This is a genomic window from Streptomyces sp. NPDC050549, from assembly GCF_040655035.1.
Taxonomy (GTDB): domain Bacteria; phylum Actinomycetota; class Actinomycetes; order Streptomycetales; family Streptomycetaceae; genus Streptomyces.
Window position 1 is genome coordinate 72602 of the sequence record NZ_JBFAJD010000031.1, and the last position, 18856, is coordinate 91457.

Sequence of the window (18856 nt, forward strand, 5' to 3'; positions counted from 1 at the left end):
ACTCTGACCGCCTGTTCCCGCCCCTGATCCTTCCCCTGTTCCTGCCCAGGTCATGAGCTCGCAGACGAGTTCTTGAGAAGAGGAGTTGGTACCGCATGGCCGCCGAACCGACCGCGCACGAGCTCATCGCCCGGCACCGGCCGACACTCGACCAGGCGCTCGAAGCGATCCGCACGCGCGCGTACTGGTCACCGCACCCCGAACACCCGAAGGCCTACGGCGAGCACGGCAGCCTGGACGCGGCGGCGGGCAAGGCCGCCTTCGACGCCCTCCTGGGCACCCGCCTCGACCTCGGCCAGCCCGGCACGGACGACTGGGTGGCCGGCGAAGTGTCGCCGTACGGCATCGAGTTGGGCGTGACGTACCCGCACGCCGACCTCGACGTGCTGCTGCCGGCCATGCGCGCCGGGCAGCGGGCCTGGCGGGACGCGGGCGCGGAGACGCGTGCCGTGGTCTCCATCGAGATCCTCAAGCGGATCAGCGACCGGACGCACGAGTTCGCGCACGCGGTCATGCACACCAGCGGCCAGGCCTTCATGATGGCGTTCCAGGCGGGCGGCCCGCACGCCCAGGACCGCGGCCTGGAGGCGGTGGCCTACGCGTACGCCGAGCAGGTCCGCACGCCCGCCGTCGCGGAGTGGACCAAGCCCCAGGGCAAGCGCGACCCGCTCGTGATGAACAAGGAGTTCACGCCGGTCCCGCGCGGTACCGCCCTGGTCATCGGCTGCAACACCTTCCCGACGTGGAACGGCTATCCGGGCCTGTTCGCCTCCCTCGCCACCGGCAACGCGGTCCTGGTGAAGCCCCACCCGCGCGCGGTACTGCCGCTCGCGCTCACCGTGCAGATCGCCCGCGGGGTGCTCACCGAGGCCGGCTTCGACCCGAACCTGGTGGCGCTGGCCGCCGAGCGTCCCGGTGAGGGCATCGCCAAGACGCTCGCCATCCGCCCCGAGATCCGGATCATCGACTACACGGGCTCGACCGGCTTCGGCGACTGGCTGGAGGCCAACGCCCGCCAGGCGCAGGTCTACACGGAGAAGGCCGGCGTCAACACGGTGGTCGTCGAGTCGACCGACGACTACAAGGGCATGCTGTCCAACCTCGCCTTCTCGCTGTCCCTGTACAGCGGACAGATGTGCACCACCCCGCAGAACCTGCTGATCCCCCGCGACGGCATCACCACCGACCAGGGCCCCAAGTCCTACGACGAGGTCGTCGCCGACCTCGCACGCTCCGTGGACGGCCTCCTGGGCGACGACGCCCGCGCGAACGGCCTGCTCGGCGCGCTGGTCAACCCGGACGTGAAGGCCCGCCTGGAGGCAGCCGCCTCCCTCGGCGAAGTCGCCCTCGCCTCACGGGAGATCGCCAACCCGGACTTCCCGGACGCGGTCGTCCGCACGCCCGTCATCGTGAAGCTGGACGGCGCCAAGCCCGACGACGAGGCCTCCTACATGAGCGAGTGCTTCGGGCCCGTCTCCTTCGCCGTCGCGGTCGACTCGGCGTCCGACGCGGTGGAGCTGCTGCGGCGGACGGTGCGGGAGAAGGGGGCGATGACGGTCGGTGCGTACACCACCGACGCGGAGGTCGAGAAGGCCGTCGAGGAGGTCTGTCTGGAGGAGGCGGCGCAGTTGTCGCTGAACCTGACGGGTGGGGTGTTCGTCAATCAGACTGCCGCGTTCTCGGACTTCCACGGGTCTGGTGGCAACCCGGCTGCCAATGCGGCGCTGTGTGACGGGGCGTTTGTCGCGAACCGGTTCCGGGTCGTCGAGGTTCGTCGGGACGCCTAGGAGCTCGGGGGGTGCGGTTTCTGCGCCCCTAGAGGGGCGCTGCAGTGCTCCAGTGATAGAGGGTCATCGCCACGCTCGTCGCCAGGTTGTAGCTGGAGACCTGGGGGCGCATCGGGAGGGACACCAAGTGGTCGGTGCGGGCGCGTAGTTCGATCGAGAGGCCGCTGCGTTCGGAGCCGAAGGCGAGGACGGCGTCGTCCGGGAGTTTGAGTCCCCGGATGTCGTCGCCCTCCGGGTCGAGGGCGAACACCGGACCAGGAGGGAGCTCTTCCACGGTCAGCCGCTCCACCGCGGTCGCGTAGTGCAGGCCCGCCCCCGCGCGGACGACCGTGGGATGCCAGGGGTCGAGCGTCCCGGTGGTGACCACCCCGGTCGCCCCGAAACCGGCGGCGAGGCGGATCACGGCGCCTGCGTTGCCGAGGTTGCGCGGGTTGTCGAGGACCACGACGGGGGTACGGCGGGGCAGGTGCCCGAGCCGCTCCAGGTTGGCCGCGCGTGCGGGTCGTACGGCCAGCGCGGCCACCCCTGTCGGGTGGGGGCGCGGTACGAAGGAGCGGTACGCGGTCTCCGGGACCTCCGTCAGCAGGGCGTCCAGGGTGTCCCGTACGTCGGGGGCCAGGTCGGTGGCGAGGGCGAGGGCCGCCCGTCGGCCCGTGGTGACCGCCAGCGGGACCTCGGCGCCGAAGCGCAGTGCGTGCTTGAGGGCGTGGAAGCCGTCGAGCAGCACGGCGGTCTCGGCGAGCCGGTGCCAGTCGGCCGCTGCGGGGTCGGTCATGCGGTGAAGCCTACGTGGCTGTGCTCGGGGTTCTCCGGGGCACGCGGCTCCCCCGGCTCCCCGTCCGGCACCGCAGAGCCGCCCCGCGTGAACCACCGTCCACGCGCGCGTGCCGCCCATCCGCCGAGCCGGCGCAGGAACGACGTCGGCAGGAAGACCGCGTCCGTCGCGATCATCGCCAGGGAGAAGAACGGCAGTCCCAGGAGCACGGCGATCACCGCGTGCTCGGTCATCATCAGGGCCAGCAGGACGTTCTTGACCCGCCGGTTGAAGAGCGTGAACGGGAAGGCGACCTGCACGATCACCGTCCCGTAGGTCACCAGCATCACCATCGTGCCGCTGGAGGACAGCACGTCGGCGAGACCGGGCCAGGGGGAGAAGTAGTCGAGGTGGAGCGGGTAGTAGACGGCGGTGCCGTCCTGCCAGCGGGAGCCCTGGATCTTGTACCAGCCTGCCGTCGCGTAGATCAGGCAGGCCTCGGTCGCGATGACGAACAGGGCGCCGTTGTGGATCACGTTCGCCACGACGTCCAGCAGCACCCGGGGCTCGTACGACTTCGCGTACCGCCCGACCGCCCACCACAGGGCCTGCGCCAGCCAGACGGCCCACAGGAGCGCGGGCACGAACCAGTCGCTGTCGAAGCGGCCGGCCGAGGTCACCGCGACGAGCACCACGCCGAGCACGACCCACAGGACGGGCCCGGCCCGGTCGGGAATCCGCTCCCCACGCGCGCGTGCCTCCCGGGTGCGGGCGGCCCGGCGCGCGTCGAGGGACCAGACCTGGCCGCAGCGGGTGAACACCAGATAGAGGGACATCAGGTGCAGGACGTTGTCGCCGCCGTCGCCCATGAAGACGCTGCGGTTCTGCAGCGAGAGCACACCGACCATGAAGAGCACGGACGTCGTCCGGGTGCGCCAGCCCAGCAGCAGCAGGACGCTCGCCAGTACGGCCAGCGCGTACACCGTCTCGAACCAGAACTGCCCGTCGGACCACATCAGGGCCGTGAACGCGCCGTTGTCCGCGATCAGTTGCCGGGCGAGATCCCAGCTCCAGGGTCCGTCGGGGCCGTAGAGCTCCTGGCGGTGGGGCAGTTCGCGCAGCAGGAACAGCAGCCAGGTCGCGGCGAAGCCGATACGGATCACGGCGCTCTGGTAGGGGCCGAGGGCCGACTCGGTGACGCGGGCGATACCGCGGGAGACCGACGGGGCGAAACCGCTCACCGGACACCTCCCGCGCCCTCGTCCGCCGGAACCGGCCACCAGGGCAGCGTGCGGTACTGGGGCGTGGTCGACACCTGCTCGTCACTCCACTCGGGCGGGGGCACGTTGGTGGTGCGGGAGCGGACCTGGACGCGCTGGACGGTGCCGCCCGGTCCGGCCGCGTCGTCCCGGCCCAGGCGCAGCACGACGATGCGGCGCAGATACGTCTCCGCAAGCGTGCCGCGCACCCCCACGGGACGGTTCTCGCCGTCGCGCGTGGCGGTCAGGAAGTCCCAGGCCCGGCGCAGCTCGTTCTGCTCGGTGTGGCTCGGCAGCAGATTGCCGTCGATGGCCGCGCCGTCCTCGGCCGACAGGTCGTACCAGCCGGTCGTACGGGTCTCACCGGCCGCCGTGCGGATGTCGGCGCGCACCTGGACCTCGATGTTCTGCTGCAAGGGGTTCGGCGCGAACAGCTTCCAGTTCTGCTCGAACTCCGGGTAGATCCACTCGTCGATCGCCTTGCCGTGCTGCTTCGTGACCGTGTTCGACGGCGCGACGTGCAGGAACACCATCCCGAGATGGACCAGGGCGGCGACCGAGACGACCGCGACCGCCAGCGCGGCGCCCACCTGGTAGCGCAGGGACAGCGCGGTGACTCCGACGGGCGGGTCCGGTGCGGGCGGGGGCGGAGGCGAGGGAAGAGGCGGGGGTGGGGGCTGCTGCGCGGGCACGTGCGGCTCCTCGGGGGCGTTCGAGCCTCCGTCGTTCGTGTCCATTCCGCCCCGTTCCCGATTCCAGTCCGTCGCACGGAACGGTACTCAGACCCGCGCTCCGGGCACAGTCCCGATCCTCACAGGCCATGCACCTTGTCATGTTGTCCGTGGGACGACCGGCCGAGCCGTTCCCTTCTTGTAGAACGTGTTCTATCTTGACGCTCCGTCAGATCAGGTCTTGCGGAAGGACGGGAACCGTGGACTTCACCTTCAGCGAGGAGCAGCAGGCGGCGGCCGAGGCGGCCGCGGGGGTGTTCGCCGATGTCGTGCCGGACTCCGTGCCCAGTCCGGCGGACACCACGGGTGCCGTCGCCGAGGACTTCGACCGGGCGCTGTGGACCAGGCTCGCGGAGGCCGACCTGCTGAGCCTGCTGCTCGACGAGGAGTACGGCGGAGCCGGCCTGGACGCCATCGCCCTCTGTCTGCTGCTGCGGGAGTCCGCGAAGGTGCTGGCCAGGGTGCCGCTCCTGGAGAGCAGCGCCGCCGCGGCGGCCGTACAGGCCTTCGGGAGCAAGGAGCTGAGGTCCGGCCTGCTCGCCCGGGCGGCCCGCGGCGAGCTCGTACTGACCGTCGCCGCGAACGGGCGGACCGGCCATGACCCGGCCGAGCTCGCGGTGACGGCACGGCGGGACGGCGACCGGTGGCTGCTGGACGGGGTGCAGACGGCGGTGCCATGGGCGTACAACGCGGACCTGGTCGTCGTACCGGCGCACACGGACGCCGACCGGAGCGTCCTCGCCCTGGTCGCTCCGGACCGCGACGGCGTGGTCCTCGCCGAGCAGCTCTCCACCACCGGCGAGCGGCTCGCCGAACTGCGCCTGGAATCCGTGCCGATCGCGGTGGTCGACGTCATCGACGCCGACGGCGCCTGGGAGTGGCTGCGCGACCTGCTGACCGCCGGCACCTGCGCGCTGGCCCTCGGGCTCGGCACCGCCGTCCTGCGCATGACCGCCGAATACACCGGCAAGCGCGAGCAGTTCGGGTTCCCCGTCGCGACCTTCCAGGCCGTCGCCGTGCAGGCAGCCGACCGATACATCGACCTGCGCGCGATGGAGGCCACGCTGTGGCAGGCCGCTTGGCGGATCGCCTCGGGCGCACCGGGCGCGCTGCCCGCCGCCGCGGACCTGGCCGTGGCCAAGATCTGGGCGGCGGAGGGGGTACGACGGGTCGTGCAGACCGCGCAGCATCTGCACGGGGGGTTCGGCGCCGACACCGACTATCCCCTGCACCGGTACCACGCCTGGGCCAAGCACCTGGAGCTGTCGCTCGGCCCGGCGGCGGCACACGAGGAGGCACTGGGGGACCTGCTGGCGGCCCACCCGCTGGGCTAGGGCCCGAAGTCCGAAGTCCTAGAGAACGAAGCCCGGTTGACCCTCGTCCGTGACGACCGGGCGGCCCACGGCGGCCCACACCTGCATACCGCCGTCGACGTTCACGGCGTCGATGCCCTGCTGGGTCAGATACGTCGTGACCTGGGCCGAGCGCCCGCCGGAGCGGCAGATCACATGGACCCTGCCGTCCTGCGGCGCCGCCTCGGTCAACTCGCCGTACCGGGACACGAATTCGCTGAGGGGGATGTGCAGCGCCCCCGTGGCGTGACCCGCCTGCCACTCGTCGTCCTCGCGGACGTCCAGCAGGAAGTCGTCGTCCTTGAGGTCGCCGACCTCGACCGTGGGCACACCAGATCCGAAACTCATGACTCGACGCTACCCGACGCTCCGGCCGACGTGTCCGGCTCCCCGAGCAGGGCCGCCAACTCGGCCTCCCGCTCGGAGACTTGCGCGAGCAGCTGCTCCGCGATCTCGTCGAGGAGGCGGTCGGGGTCGTCCGGCGCGATCCGGAGCATGGAGCCGATGGCGCCCTCCTCCAGTTCCCGGGCGACGAGGGTGAGCAGTTCCTTGCGCTGGGCGAGCCATTCGAGGCGGGCGTAGAGCTCCTCGCTGGGGCTCGGGCCGCGCTCCGCCGGGGCCGGTCCCGCGGCCCACTCCTCGGCCAGCTCGCGCAGCAGCGGGGCGTCGCCTCGGCTGTAGGCGGCGTTGACCCGGGTGATGAACTCCTCGCGCCGCTTGCGCTCGTCGTCGTCCTGCGCCAGGTCGGGGTGGGCCTTCCGGGCCAGCTCGCGGTAGAGCTTGCGGGCCTCCTCGCTGGGGCGCACCCGCTGCGGGGGCCGTACCGGCTGGTCCGTGAGCATCGCCGCGGCCTCGGGGAACAGGCCGTCGCCGTCCATCCAGCCGTGGAACAGCTCCTCGACCGCCGGCATCGGCATCACCCGGGCCCGGGCCTCGTCCGCCAGGCGGATGTCCTCGGGGTCACCGCTGCGCGCGGCCTTCGCCTCGGCGATCCGCGCGTCCAGCTCGTCGAGCCTGGAGTACATCGGGCCGAGCTTCTGGTGGTGCAGCCGGGAGAAGTTCTCGACCTCGATGCGGAAGGTGTCCACCGCGATCTCGTACTCGATCAACGCCTGCTCGGCGGCCCGTACGGCCCGCTCCAGCCGCTCCTCGGGCCGGGGTGCCGCACCGTCCACCGGGCCGGTGCCGGCCGCGCTGTCCTCGCGCACGGAACCCTCACCCGCCGCGGCTCCGGCGGCAGACGGCACCTCGTCGGCACCAGCCTGCTCCGGCACCGGTTCTCCAACGGGCGCGGACTGGGACTGCTCAGCTTCCGGGGTCGTCACCCGACCAGCGTAGGCCACGGCCGCCCCTCGCCTCCGGACAGTCGGGCACCGACCACTCGGCCGACAGGTCCCGGCGGGCGACGAACAGCGTGCCCGGGCGGCTCCACCAGTACCTCACACCCCCAGCTCCGCAGCGATCCGCCCCGACCGCACGGCCGCCACCAGCTCCGCGTGGTCCGCCTCGGTCCGGTCGGCGTAGTCGACGGCGAACGTCGCTATCGCCTCGTCCAGTTCGTCGTTCTTGCCGCAGTACCCGGCGACCAGGCGCGGGTCGGCGCTGTGGGCGTGGGCGCGGGCCAGGAGAGCGCCGGTCATCCGGCCGTAGTCGTCGATCTGGTCGGCGGCGAGGGCGGCGGGGTCGACGCTGCCCTTGCGGTTGCGGAACTGCCGTACCTGGAACGGCAGTCCGTCGACCGTCGTCCAGCCCAGCAGGATGTCGCTGACGACCTGCATCCGCTTCTGCCCGAGCACCACGCGCCGGCCCTCGTGCGGGACGGCCGGTGCGTCGAACCCGGCGGTCAGCAGATGCGGCACCAGCGCCGAGGGGCGGGCCTCCTTCACCTGGAGGACCAGCGGTTCGCCGCGGTGGTCCAGCAGCAGCACGACGTACGACCGCGTGCCGACGCTGCCCGTGCCGACGACGCGGAAGGCGACGTCGTGCACCGTGTGCCGGGCGAGCAGCGGGAGGCGGTCCTCGGAGAGCGTGTCGAGATAGGACTCCAGGGCCGCCGCGACCGCCGCCGCCTCCTCGTCCGGGATCCGGCGCAGCACCGGTGAGGCGTCGACGAAGCGGCGCCCGCCGTCCTCGGCGGCCTCGGTCGATTTGGCCGCGAACCGCCCGCTGGTGTTGCCCCGCGCCTTCTCGGAGACCCGCTCCAGGGTGCCGAGCAGGTCGCGGGCGTCGGCGTGGGAGACCAGCTCCTCGTCCGCGATGGCGTTCCACGCGTCCAGCACCGGGAGCTTCGCCAGCAGCCGCATGGTGCGGCGGTAGGAGCCCACCGCGCCGTGCGCCGCCGTACGGCAGGTGTCCTCGTCGGCGCCGGCTTCCCGGCCCGCGAGCACCAGCGAGGCGGCGAGCCGCTTGAGGTCCCACTCCCAGGGGCCGTGCACGGTCTCGTCGAAGTCGTTCAGGTCGATGACCAGGCCGCCGCGGGCGTCGCCGTACAGGCCGAAGTTGGCCGCGTGGGCGTCGCCGCAGATCTGGGCGCCGATCCCGGTCATGGGGGTGCGGGCGAGGTCGTGGGCCATCAGGCCGGCGGAACCGCGCAGGAAGGCGAAGGGGGTGGCCGCCATCCGGCCCACCCGTATCGGTGTGAGCCCGGGGATGCGGCCGCGGCCGGACTCCTCCACGGCGGTCACCGCGTCGGGGCGGGAGCCGTCCAGGTCGAGCGTGGCGTGCGTGCCGCGCGGGACGCTCTCCCGCAGCGCCTTGCCCTCTTCCTTGGGCGATCCCTCCACCGGCCAGGTGGCGAAGCCCCGCACTCCGGGCAGCCTGCGCCCCACACCGATTCCGGCCTCGGTCATAGCGACCGCCTCCCCCGCACTTGCGCACGCACGAACATCAACTCGCGACGACCGTACAGCCGGTGGCGAAAACACGTCAGACCCTGTGGACAACTCGGCACCTGTGGACAGCGCCACGCCTGTGGAAAACCCACGGCGCCCGGCGGACCCCGCACGGGCCGGGCCTCTACGACCACCCGGCGCCACGCCTCAGCAGTTGCCCGACTCCCACCCCTCGGGCAGATGCACCTTGGCCCACTCGCCGAGCTCCCGGAGTGCCGGTTCCAGGGCCTTGCCGGCCTCGGTGAGCCGGTACGAGACGCGCAGCGGCGGGCCCTCGTCGACCTCGCGGACGAGCAGGCCGGCGGCGCCGAGTTCGGTGAGCCGGTCGGAGAGCATGCGCTCGCTGATGCCCGGGATGGCCCGGCGGAGGTCGGAGAAGTGCATGGGCTGTGCCATCAGGACGGCCACGATCGGCCCGGTCCAGCGCTTTCCGAACAGCTGGAAGACACGGGTGATGCCCTTGTCGACCTGCTTGCACAGGTCCGTGCCGTGTTCCTGCTCGACCGTCATGGCCTCAGGGTACTGCCCTCCGGAATAGTGATATAAAAAAGTAAGTACCTGTGTTATTCATAGTCGAGTACGAAACTTTAGCCGCTGAGCAAAACGACTGCCCGGCGAGCCCAGCCCCCTGGAGACCCCATGGCCACGCTTCTGCACATCGACTCCTCCGTGTTCCCCGCCGGCGCCTCCGCCTCCCGCGCCGTCGCCGACGCCTTCCGCACGTCCTGGGAGGAACAGCACCCGGGGGGCACGGTGATCCACCGCGACCTCGCCGCGCACCCCGTGCCGCACATCACCGCCGAGGCCCACACCGCCGGCTTCGCCGACCCGGCCACGCACACGCCCGGGCAGGCGGCGGCCTTCGCCGCGCGCGTGCAGCTCATAGAGGAGCTGGAGCAGGCGGACGCGGTGCTGATCGGCGCCCCGATGTACAACTTCGCCATCCCCTCGACCTTGAAGGCCTGGCTGGACAACGTGATCCTCATGGGCCGCACCGCCGGCACCGAGGACTCGAAGATCAAGGGCACCCCGGTCACCGTGATCGCCAGCCGCGGCGGCGCCTACGGACCCGGCACCCCGCGCGAAGGCTTCGAGTACGTGCAGACCTATCTGCGCGCGGTCTTCGCCGACACCCTCGGCACGGAACTGGAGTTCATCGTCCCGGAGCTCACCATGGCCCCGCAGAACCCGGCAATGTCCGACCTGGTCCCGCTCTACGAGGCGTCCCGCGAGCGCGCCCTCGACGACGCGGCGGCCAAGGCGAAGGAACTGGCGGAACGGCTCGCCGCCTAGAAGCTGTGATTGTCCTCACCTGAGGTGAGAACCACACAAGAAGAAGCCCCCCAGGTCCGAGACCTGGGGGGCTTCCACATTGTTGTGCGCGAGGGGGGAGTTGAACCCCCACGCCCTTTCGGGCACTGGAACCTGAATCCAGCGCGTCTGCCTATTCCGCCACCCGCGCATTGGGTGTGTCTTCGGGCTGTCCCCCAGGGGGCTGGCGCCTTCCGACATGCAGAAGATTAGCACGGTGCCCGGGGTGGATTCACATCCCTTATCCACACCCCGTGACCTGCCCCGGGGACCACCGGCGCCCCCTCCGAACACCTCGCACCTCCCGCTACGTATCAACGTGGGCCGGTTCACGTATCAACCTCGTACCGGTAGCGGCCATCTCCCCAGGAGGGGGACAAGGTCCACAGTCAGGTGCGGGACACTTGTCTGCGGCCCCCTCTACGATCCTGGGCAGGAGTAGTGCAGAAGGAGTTCGACGGGCCGACAAGGGGGAACCAGCCGATTTACCGGCGCGTGGATACGATCAGTAAGCAGTACCAAGGCAGCCGGCACGGCAGTCGGTACGACAACCAGTGCGGCAACGACGGAGGAGGTGCCCCATGGGAGTCCTGAAGAAGTTCGAGCAACGCCTCGAAGGTCTGGTCAACGGCACCTTCGCCAAGGTGTTCAAGTCCGAGGTCCAGCCCGTCGAGATCGCCGGCGCGCTCCAGCGCGAGTGCGACAACAACGCCACGATCTGGAACCGCGATCGGACCGTCGTACCCAATGACTTCATCGTGGAGCTGAGCACGCCGGACTTCGAGCGGCTCAGCCCCTACTCCGGCCAGCTCGGCGACGAGCTCGCCGGCATGGTCCGCGACTACGCCAAGCAGCAGCGCTACACCTTCATGGGACCCATCAAGGTCCACCTGGAGAAGGCCGAGGACCTCGACACCGGTCTGTACCGGGTGCGCAGTCGTACGCTCGCCTCCTCCACCAACCAGCAGGCACCCGGGACCCCCGCTCCGGCGGCACCCCCGGCAGCGGGCCGACCCGGCGGCTACGGCTATCCGCCCGCCGCCCCCGCGAGCGCCCCGCCGCCCATGCCGGCCGCACCGCCGCCCGGTGGCCGGGGCTCGGCGCCGTACCTCCAGCCCGCGCCCGCCGCCCCGGCGCCCGGCGTGCGGATGCGGTACTGGGTGGAGATCAACGGCGCCCGCCATCAGATCTCCCGCGCGACGTTGGTGATGGGCCGCAGCACCGAAGCCGACGTGCGGATCGACGACCCCGGCGTATCCCGCCGGCACTGTGAGATCCGGACCGGAACGCCCTCGACGATCCAGGATCTCGGGTCCACCAACGGCATCGTGGTGGACGGGCAGCACACCACCCGCGCTACGCTCCGCGACGGCTCGCGGATCGTCGTGGGCAGCACCACCATCATTTACCGGCAAGCCGAAGGGTGAAGCGGGGGCAATGTCAGAGCTGACCCTCACGGTCATGCGGCTGGGTTTCCTGGCCGTACTGTGGCTGTTCGTGATCGTGGCCGTGCAGGTCATCCGCAGCGACCTGTTCGGAACGCGTGTCACACAGCGCGGCTCGCGACGGGACGCGGGACGGCCGCAGCAGCAGGCCGCCCGGCAGGCGGCGCCTCCACAACAGCGCCAGCAGCAGCCGAGCGGGGGCGGCCGGCAGCGCCGTAACGCCCCCACCAAACTCGTCGTCAGTGAGGGAATCCTCACCGGCACCACCGTCGCGCTCCAGGGCCAGACCATCACCCTGGGCCGGGCGCACGATTCGACGATCGTGCTGGACGACGACTACGCCTCCAGCCGGCATGCCAGGATCTACCCGGACCGCGACGGCCAGTGGATCGTCGAGGACCTCGGATCCACCAACGGCACGTACCTGGACCGGTCCCGGCTGACGACCCCCACACCGATTCCGCTGGGCGCGCCGATCCGCATCGGCAAGACCGTCATCGAGCTGCGGAAGTAGTGCCACGTCATGAATGAGCGCGAGCGGAGCGAGCACGCACCGGCGGACCGCCTGGCGGACCCCGGCGCGCTCCCGACCGGAGGGTGGGCACCGTGCGGATGTACCCGGAGCCGACGGGCGAGGTGCGCATGAGTCTGTCACTGCGCTTCGCCGCCGGATCGCACAAAGGCATGATCCGCGAGGGCAACGAGGACTCGGGCTACGCCGGTCCCCGCCTCCTCGCGATCGCCGACGGGATGGGTGGCCAGGCCGCCGGTGAGGTCGCCTCCTCCGAGGTGATCTCCACCATCGTCTCGCTCGACGACGACGTGCCGGGCTCCGACATCCTCACCTCGCTCGGCACCGCCGTGCAGCGGGCCAACGACCAGCTGCGGATGATGGTCGAGGAGGACCCCCAGCTGGAGGGCATGGGCACCACGCTCACCGCCCTGCTGTGGACCGGGCAGCGGCTCGGCCTCGTCCATGTCGGGGACTCCCGCGCCTACCTGCTGCGCGACGGCGTGCTGACCCAGATCACGCAGGACCACACCTGGGTGCAGCGCCTGGTCGACGAGGGCCGGATCACCGAGGAAGAGGCCACCACCCACCCGCAGCGCGCCCTCCTGATGCGCGCGCTCGGCAGCGGCGACCACGTCGAGCCGGACCTGTCGATCCGTGAAGTCCGCGCCGGCGACCGGTACTTGATCTGCTCCGACGGGCTGTCCGGAGTCGTCTCCCACCAGACGATGGAGGACACTCTCGCCAGCTACCAGGGCCCCCAGGAGACCGTCCAGGAGCTGATCCAGCTCGCGCTGCGCGGCGGCGGCCCCGACAACATCACGGTGATCATCGCCGACGTCCTGGACCTCGACACCGGCGACACCCTCGCCGCGCAGCTGTCGGACACCCCGGTCATCGTCGGCGCGGTCGCCGAGAACCAACTCCACCTGCACGACAACGGCATCATGCAGACCCCGGCCGGCCGCGCCTCCGGGCTCGGCCGCCAGGTGCCCGGACAGGGCGGCGGGGGCGGCGAGTTCGGCCCGCCCGGCTCCGGCGACACCACCGGCTACGTCCCCTCGGGCAGCTTCGGGGACTACACCGACGACGACTTCGTGAAGCCCTCCAAGGGCCGCAAGTGGCTGAAGAGATCCTTCTACACCGTGCTGACGCTGGCCGTCATCGGCGGCGGTCTCTACGGCGGCTGGCGCTGGACGCAGACGCAGTACTTCGTCGGCGCCAACGGCGAACACGTAGCGCTGTACCGGGGCATCAGCCAGGACCTCGCCTGGGTCTCACTGTCGAAGGTGGAGAAGGACCACCCCGACATCGAACTCAAGTACCTACCGCCCTACCAGCAGAAGCAGGTCAAGGCGACGATCGCCGAGGGCGGTCTCCAGGACGCCCAGAAGAAGATCGACGACCTGGCGGTGCAGGCCTCCGCGTGCAAGAAGCAGTCCGAGCGCGAGGCCGCCGCCGGCAAGCCCAGTGGCACCACGGGAACCACCAGCACCTCCCTCACGTCCAAGGCCACGCCGTCACCTTCGGCCTCGACGTCCCCGTCCCCGACCAAGTCTGCAACTCCCAGCCCCGGTCCCAGTCTTTCGGAGGAAGAGCAGCAGGTCGTCTCGCAGTGCAGCAAGCAATAGGCAAGCCGTGAGAGGCCCCGTCACACGATGAGCAGTTCAACCAATTCGCCGACGCACCACACGTCCACGATCGGCGCCATCGGCGCACCGAGCAGACGCAACACCGAGTTGGCGCTGCTGCTGTTCGCGGTCGTCATCCCGGTCTTCGCGTACGCCAACGTGGGCCTGGCCATCAACGACAAGGTGCCGTCCGGCCTGCTGAGCTACGGACTGGGCCTCGGCCTGCTGGCCGGCGTCGCCCACTTCGTCGTACGGAAGTTCGCCCCGTACGCGGACCCGTTGCTGCTGCCCCTGGCCACCCTGCTCAACGGCCTCGGACTGGTCGTCATCTGGCGGCTCGACCAGTCGAAACTGCTGCAGTCGATCAACCAGGCGGGCAACGCGGCGCCCCGGCAGCTGCTGTACACCGCGATGGGCATCGGACTGTTCGCCGTCGTGCTGATCTTCCTCAAGGACCACCGCGCCCTGCAGCGCTACACCTACATCTCCATGGTCGGCGCGCTGGTCCTGCTGCTGCTGCCGCTGGTGCCGGGCCTCGGCGCCAACATCTACGGCGCGAAGATCTGGATCTCGGTCGGCGGATTCTCCATCCAGCCCGGTGAGTTCGCGAAGATCGTGCTGGCGATCTTCTTCGCCGGCTACCTGATGGTGAAGCGCGACGCGCTCGCGCTGGCCAGCCGCCGCTTCATGGGCCTGTACCTGCCGCGCGGGCGCGACCTCGGCCCGATCCTGGTCGTCTGGTTCATCTCGATCCTGATCCTGGTCTTCGAGACGGACCTCGGCACCTCGCTGCTGTTCTTCGGAATGTTCATCATCATGCTGTACGTCGCCACCGAGCGGACCAGCTGGATCGTCTTCGGTCTGCTGATGTCCGCGGCCGGCGCGGTCGGCGTGGCCAGCTTCGAATCGCACGTCCAGCAGCGTGTGCAGGCCTGGCTGAACCCGATGAAGGAGTACACGCTCAGCAAGACCGTCCCCGGCCACTCCGCGCAGTCGATGGAGGCCCTGTGGGCCTTTGGCTCGGGCGGCACGCTCGGCACCGGTCTCGGCCAGGGCCACTCCGACCTCATCCGGTTCGCCGCCAACTCCGACTTCATCCTCGCCACCTTCGGCGAGGAACTGGGCCTCGCCGGCATCATGGCGATCCTGCTCCTCTACGGCCTGATCGTGGAGCGCGGTGTCCGCACCGCCCTCGCCGCCCGCGACCCCTTCGGCAAGCTCCTCGCCGTAGGCCTCTCCGGCGGCATGGCCCTCCAGGTCTTCGTCGTCGCCGGCGGTGTGATGGGCCTCATCCCGCTGACCGGTATGACGATGCCGTTCGTCGCGTACGGCGGTTCCTCTGTCATCGCCAACTGGGCCCTGATCGGCATCCTGATCCGCATCAGTGACACCGCCCGCCGCCCGGCCCCCACGCCGGCCCCCAGCCCCGACGCCGAGATGACCCAGGTGGTCCGCCCGTCATGAACAAGCCCCTGCGCCGGATCGCGCTCTTCTGCGGTCTGCTGGTCCTCACCCTGCTGCTGCGCGACAACTGGCTCCAGTACGTGAAGGCCGACAGTCTCAAGGACGACCCGAAGAATCGCCGTGTCACCATCGCCCGCTACTCGACCCCGCGCGGCGACATCATCGTGGACGGCAACCCGATCACGGGTTCCACCGAGACCAGCACCTCCGGGCTGAACGACCTCAAGTACAAGCGCACCTACAAGAACGGCGCGATGTGGGCGCCGGTCACGGGATACGCCTCGCAGGCCTTCGGCGCCAACCAGCTGGAGTCCATCGAGGACGGCATCCTCTCCGGCACCGACGACCGGCTCTTCTTCCGCAACACCCTCGACATGATCACGGGCAAGGACAAGTCCGGCGGCGATGTCGTCACCACCCTGAACGAGGCCGCGCAGAAGGCCGCGTGGAGCGGTCTGACGAAGCAGGGCGGCAAGGGCGCGGTCGTCGCCCTCGACCCGTCCACCGGCAAGATCCTGGCGCTGGCGTCCTACCCGTCGTACGACCCGTCGACGTTCGCCGGGAACTCCACCACCACGGACGCCAAGGCGTGGCAGAAGCTGCAGAAGAAGTACGACCCGAACGACCCGATGCTCAACCGGGCGCTGCGCGAGACCTACCCGCCGGGCTCCACCTTCAAGGTGGTCACCGCGGCCGCGGCACTGGAGAACAACCTGTACTCGTCCGCCGACACGGCGACCGACTCGCCGCTGCCCTACATCATGAAGGGCACCACGACCGAGCTGAAGAACGAGGGCAACATCCCCTGCAAGAACGCGACCCTGCGGGAGGCGCTGCGGGTCTCCTGCAACAGCGTGTTCGGCAAGATCGGCGCCGACCTGGGCAACGCGAAGATGCTGGCCGAGGCGAAGAAGTTCGGCTTCGACGCCGAGCAGTTCACGCCGATCCGCTCCAGCGCCTCGGTCTTCTCCGACAACATGAACCCCTCGCAGACCGCGCTGTCCTCGATCGGCCAGTTCAACACCGCCGCCACCCCGCTGCAGATGGCCATGGTCGCCTCCGCGGTCGCCAACGACGGCAAGCTGATGAAGCCGTACATGGTCGACAAGCTCCAGTCCTCGAACGTCGACACCATCGCGCAGACCGAGCCGCAGGAGATGAGCCAGCCGCTGTCGTCGAAGAACGCGCAGATCCTGCAGTCGATGATGGAGACCGTCGTCAAGGACGGCACCGGCAAGAACGCGCAGATCCCCGGCGTGACCGTCGGCGGCAAGACCGGTACCGCCCAGCACGGCGTCGCCAACAGCGAGAACCCGTACGCCTGGTTCGTGTCCTACGCCAAGCTCGCCGACGGCAGTTCGCCGGTGGCCGTGGCCGTGGTGATCGAGGACTCCAGCGCCAACCGTGACGACATCTCCGGCGGCGGTCTCGCGGCCCCCATCGCGAAGAGCGTGATGGAGGCGGTCATCAACAGCAAGAAGTGACCCCGCTCACGTCCCCTTCACATCGGTGCACGTTGCGATACCGGTCCTGTATCGGGTGACGGGCTTGGCCAGGTCACACAAAGCCAGCCGGGTACGGTAGGCCCGGACGGCTAGCCTCCGACCGCACACCCGTGCGGGTCGGGACCGACGGAGAGGGCTGGTAGGGAACTATGGAAGAGCCGCGTCGCCTCGGCGGCCGGTACGAGCTGGGCCAGGTGCTCGGCCGTGGTGGCATGGCGGAGGTCTACCTCGCCCATGACACACGCCTCGGCCGCACGGTGGCGGTGAAGACGCTGCGCGTCGACCTTGCGCGCGACCCTTCCTTCCAGGCCCGGTTCCGCCGGGAGGCCCAGTCGGCCGCCTCGCTCAACCATCCCGCGATCGTCGCGGTCTACGACACGGGCGAGGACTACGTCGACGGGGTCTCGATCCCGTACATCGTCATGGAGTACGTCGACGGTTCCACCCTCCGTGAGCTCCTCCACAGTGGCCGCAAGCTGCTGCCGGAGCGCTCCATGGAGATGACCATCGGCATCCTCCAGGCCCTGGAGTACTCGCACCGCAACGGCATCGTGCACCGCGACATCAAGCCGGCCAACGTCATGCTGACGCGCACCGGCCAGGTCAAGGTGATGGACTTCGGCATCGCCCGCGCCATGGGCGACTCCGGCATGACGATGACGCAGACCTCCGCGGTCATCGGCACCGCCCAGTACCTCTCCCCGGAGCAGGCGAAGGGTGAGCAGGTCGATGCCCGCTCGGACCTCTACTCGACGGGCTGCCTCCTCTACGAACTCCTGACCGTACGGCCGCCCTTCGTAGGCGACTCCCCGGTCGCGGTCGCGTACCAGCACGTGCGCGAGGAGCCGCAGCCGCCGTCGGTCTTCGACCCCGAGATCACGCCCGAGATGGACGCGATCGTGCTGCGGGCCCTGGTCAAGGACCCCAACTACCGCTACCAGTCGGCCGACGAGATGCGCATGGACATCGAGGCGTGCCTCGACGGCCAGCCGGTCGCGGCGACGGCGGCGATGGGTTCGGTCGGCTACGGCGGCTACGGCGACGACCAGGCCACCACGGCCCTGCGTGCCGACCCCGGCGCCACCACGATGCTGCCCCCCATGAACCCGGACGACGGCGGCTTCGGCTACGACGACCGCCCCGACCGGCGCCGCCAGCAGAAGAAGAAGTCGAACACCTCGACGATCCTGCTGGTCGTGGCGGCCGTCCTGGTGCTGGTGGGCGCGATCCTGATCGGGAAGTGGGCGTTCAGCGGCAGCGGCGGCGCGGACAAGCCGTTCGCGGCCCCGAACTTCGTCGGCCAGACCTACGACACCGCGAAGACCATGGCCGTCAACGCCGGTCTGAAGCTGGCCGAGCCCACCCGCAAGGCCTGCGAGAACGCGCCGAAGGGCAGCGTCTGCTCGCAGGACCCGACAGCGGGGGCCGACGTCAACAAGGGCGACACCATCAACCTGGTCGTCTCGACCGGAGCCCCGAAGGTGGTCGTGCCGAGCGTCCTCGGCCAGAACGTCGACGACGCCACCACGACCCTTGAGGGCGACAAGTACCAGTTCAAGGTGGAGACGAAGCAGAAGGTGTCCGCGGAGGACCCGGGTACGGTCCTGGAGCAGAACCCGAAGCTCGGCGCGGAGGTGGAGAAGGGCACCACCATCACCCTCACCGTCGCCAAGGCCCAGGCGAAGTCCACGGTCCCGGACGTCAGCGGCAAGAGCTGTGACGACGCCAAGGCGCAGATGACCGCGAACAACCTCGTGGGTAACTGCACCGAGGTCGACACCAGCGACCCCAACCTGGTCGGCAAGGTCGTCTCGACCGATCCGCAGGCCAACACCCAGGTCGACAAGAACTCCACGGTCAACATCCAGATCGGCAAGTCGTCGCAGGTCCAGGTCCCGAACGTCGTCACCCAGACGGTGAAGAACGCCAAGCAGATCCTGCAGCAGAACGGCTTCAACAACATCCAGTTCGCCGACGGCAGCGATCAGAGCGACAACGCGATCGTGACCGGGATCGACCCGGGCGCGGGCAACACGGTCGACCCGAACAACACGACGATCACCCTCACCACCGTGGGCACCGGCAACAACAACGGCGGCAACAACGGCGGCAACAACTTCTTCGGCGGCGTCACCGGAACCTCGTACCACACGAAGAACTGACCCCATCTGTTCGTCCCCGCATCGAGCCCTGCCACCCTTCGCAAGGTGGCAGG

16 protein-coding genes and 1 tRNA gene are annotated in these 18856 nt (G+C 70.0%); 9 read left to right on the forward strand and 8 right to left on the reverse strand.

The features are described 5' to 3' along the window. Positions 1–95 precede the first annotated feature (95 nt). Positions 96–1787, forward strand: a complete 1692-nt coding sequence (gene paaN / locus AB0I51_RS34560; RefSeq protein ID WP_362982091.1) for a phenylacetic acid degradation protein PaaN — start codon at positions 96–98, stop codon at positions 1785–1787. A gap of 28 nt (positions 1788–1815) precedes the next feature. Here paaN and AB0I51_RS34565 read toward each other — a convergent pair whose 3' ends face one another. Genes AB0I51_RS34565 through AB0I51_RS34575 form a run of 3 tightly spaced genes read right to left on the reverse strand, consistent with a single transcriptional unit; the run spans position 1816 to position 4537 of the window. Then, positions 1816–2562 (reverse strand): TrmH family RNA methyltransferase, encoded by a 747-nt coding sequence (locus tag AB0I51_RS34565; RefSeq protein ID WP_362982093.1) that lies wholly within the window; start codon positions 2560–2562, stop codon positions 1816–1818. Next, positions 2559–3782: an HTTM domain-containing protein gene (locus tag AB0I51_RS34570; RefSeq protein ID WP_362982095.1), complete on the reverse strand. Its 1224-nt coding sequence runs from the start codon at positions 3780–3782 to the stop codon at positions 2559–2561. Before AB0I51_RS34570 ends, AB0I51_RS34565 begins: the two co-directional genes overlap by 4 nt. Further along, a complete protein-coding gene (locus AB0I51_RS34575; protein WP_362982097.1) occupies positions 3779–4537 on the reverse strand; it encodes a DUF5819 family protein in 759 nt (252 codons plus the stop codon). The genes AB0I51_RS34570 and AB0I51_RS34575 overlap by 4 nt, the downstream gene beginning before the upstream one ends. A gap of 194 nt (positions 4538–4731) precedes the next feature. On the opposite strand from AB0I51_RS34575, the gene AB0I51_RS34580 reads away from it, so the two are divergent. After that, positions 4732–5865: an acyl-CoA dehydrogenase family protein gene (locus AB0I51_RS34580; RefSeq protein ID WP_362982099.1), complete on the forward strand. Its 1134-nt coding sequence runs from the start codon at positions 4732–4734 to the stop codon at positions 5863–5865. 18 nt (positions 5866–5883) lie between these two features. Here the strand turns inward: AB0I51_RS34580 and AB0I51_RS34585 are convergent, their stop codons facing one another. The 4 genes from AB0I51_RS34585 to AB0I51_RS34600 form a co-directional block, all read right to left on the reverse strand. Then, on the reverse strand, positions 5884–6213 hold the full coding sequence (locus tag AB0I51_RS34585; RefSeq protein ID WP_362982154.1) for a rhodanese-like domain-containing protein: 330 nt from the start codon (positions 6211–6213) through the stop codon (positions 5884–5886). Between the two features lie 14 nt (positions 6214–6227). Continuing rightward, positions 6228–7091: a J domain-containing protein gene (locus tag AB0I51_RS34590; protein WP_362982156.1), complete on the reverse strand. Its 864-nt coding sequence runs from the start codon at positions 7089–7091 to the stop codon at positions 6228–6230. A gap of 231 nt (positions 7092–7322) precedes the next feature. After that, on the reverse strand, positions 7323–8732 hold the full coding sequence (locus tag AB0I51_RS34595) for a DUF2252 domain-containing protein (RefSeq protein ID WP_362982101.1): 1410 nt from the start codon (positions 8730–8732) through the stop codon (positions 7323–7325). Positions 8733–8921: 189 nt separating this feature from the next. Next, on the reverse strand, positions 8922–9284 hold the full coding sequence (locus tag AB0I51_RS34600) for a helix-turn-helix domain-containing protein (RefSeq protein ID WP_317887244.1): 363 nt from the start codon (positions 9282–9284) through the stop codon (positions 8922–8924). A 129-nt stretch (positions 9285–9413) separates the two neighbouring features. Between AB0I51_RS34600 and AB0I51_RS34605 the strand changes: the two genes are divergently transcribed. Continuing rightward, positions 9414–10067, forward strand: coding sequence for an NAD(P)H-dependent oxidoreductase (locus AB0I51_RS34605; RefSeq protein WP_362982103.1), 654 nt, complete (start codon positions 9414–9416; stop codon positions 10065–10067). A gap of 85 nt (positions 10068–10152) precedes the next feature. On the opposite strand, the gene AB0I51_RS34610 is transcribed toward AB0I51_RS34605, so the two are convergent. Then, positions 10153–10236 (reverse strand) — tRNA-Leu (locus AB0I51_RS34610). 430 nt (positions 10237–10666) lie between these two features. On the opposite strand from AB0I51_RS34610, the gene AB0I51_RS34615 reads away from it, so the two are divergent. From AB0I51_RS34615 to pknB, 6 genes are all read left to right on the forward strand, one after another. Then, positions 10667–11512 (forward strand): DUF3662 and FHA domain-containing protein, encoded by an 846-nt coding sequence (locus AB0I51_RS34615; RefSeq protein WP_362982105.1) that lies wholly within the window; start codon positions 10667–10669, stop codon positions 11510–11512. Positions 11513–11522: 10 nt separating this feature from the next. Next, complete coding sequence (locus tag AB0I51_RS34620; RefSeq protein WP_043675935.1) at positions 11523–12044, forward strand: FHA domain-containing protein; 522 nt, start codon at positions 11523–11525, stop codon at positions 12042–12044. 98 nt (positions 12045–12142) lie between these two features. Next, positions 12143–13672, forward strand: a complete 1530-nt coding sequence (locus AB0I51_RS34625; protein ID WP_362982158.1) for a Stp1/IreP family PP2C-type Ser/Thr phosphatase — start codon at positions 12143–12145, stop codon at positions 13670–13672. Positions 13673–13699: 27 nt separating this feature from the next. After that, on the forward strand, positions 13700–15136 hold the full coding sequence (locus AB0I51_RS34630) for an FtsW/RodA/SpoVE family cell cycle protein (RefSeq protein WP_362982108.1): 1437 nt from the start codon (positions 13700–13702) through the stop codon (positions 15134–15136). Next, the gene (locus tag AB0I51_RS34635) at positions 15133–16620 is read left to right on the forward strand and encodes a penicillin-binding protein 2 (protein WP_362982110.1); all 1488 of its coding nucleotides are present in this window, start codon (positions 15133–15135) and stop codon (positions 16618–16620) included. Before AB0I51_RS34630 ends, AB0I51_RS34635 begins: the two co-directional genes overlap by 4 nt. A gap of 170 nt (positions 16621–16790) precedes the next feature. Beyond that, positions 16791–18803, forward strand: coding sequence for a Stk1 family PASTA domain-containing Ser/Thr kinase (pknB, locus tag AB0I51_RS34640; protein WP_362982112.1), 2013 nt, complete (start codon positions 16791–16793; stop codon positions 18801–18803). Positions 18804–18856: the final 53 nt, after the last annotated feature.

Excerpts from the sequence above, each read along its gene's own strand:
- paaN (WP_362982091.1), top strand. The coding sequence starts at position 96 with ATGGCCGCCGAACCGACCGCGCACGAGCTCATCGCCCGGCACCGGCCG.
- AB0I51_RS34565 (WP_362982093.1), bottom strand. The coding sequence starts at position 2,562 with ATGACCGACCCCGCAGCGGCCGACTGGCACCGGCTCGCCGAGACCGCC.
- AB0I51_RS34575 (WP_362982097.1), bottom strand. The coding sequence starts at position 4,537 with ATGGACACGAACGACGGAGGCTCGAACGCCCCCGAGGAGCCGCACGTG.
- AB0I51_RS34595 (WP_362982101.1), bottom strand. The coding sequence starts at position 8,732 with ATGACCGAGGCCGGAATCGGTGTGGGGCGCAGGCTGCCCGGAGTGCGG.
- AB0I51_RS34600 (WP_317887244.1), bottom strand. The coding sequence starts at position 9,284 with ATGACGGTCGAGCAGGAACACGGCACGGACCTGTGCAAGCAGGTCGAC.
- AB0I51_RS34605 (WP_362982103.1), top strand. The coding sequence starts at position 9,414 with ATGGCCACGCTTCTGCACATCGACTCCTCCGTGTTCCCCGCCGGCGCC.
- AB0I51_RS34615 (WP_362982105.1), top strand. The coding sequence starts at position 10,667 with ATGGGAGTCCTGAAGAAGTTCGAGCAACGCCTCGAAGGTCTGGTCAAC.
- AB0I51_RS34620 (WP_043675935.1), top strand. The coding sequence starts at position 11,523 with ATGTCAGAGCTGACCCTCACGGTCATGCGGCTGGGTTTCCTGGCCGTA.
- AB0I51_RS34625 (WP_362982158.1), top strand. The coding sequence starts at position 12,143 with ATGTACCCGGAGCCGACGGGCGAGGTGCGCATGAGTCTGTCACTGCGC.
- AB0I51_RS34630 (WP_362982108.1), top strand. The coding sequence starts at position 13,700 with ATGAGCAGTTCAACCAATTCGCCGACGCACCACACGTCCACGATCGGC.
- AB0I51_RS34635 (WP_362982110.1), top strand. The coding sequence starts at position 15,133 with ATGAACAAGCCCCTGCGCCGGATCGCGCTCTTCTGCGGTCTGCTGGTC.
- pknB (WP_362982112.1), top strand. The coding sequence starts at position 16,791 with ATGGAAGAGCCGCGTCGCCTCGGCGGCCGGTACGAGCTGGGCCAGGTG.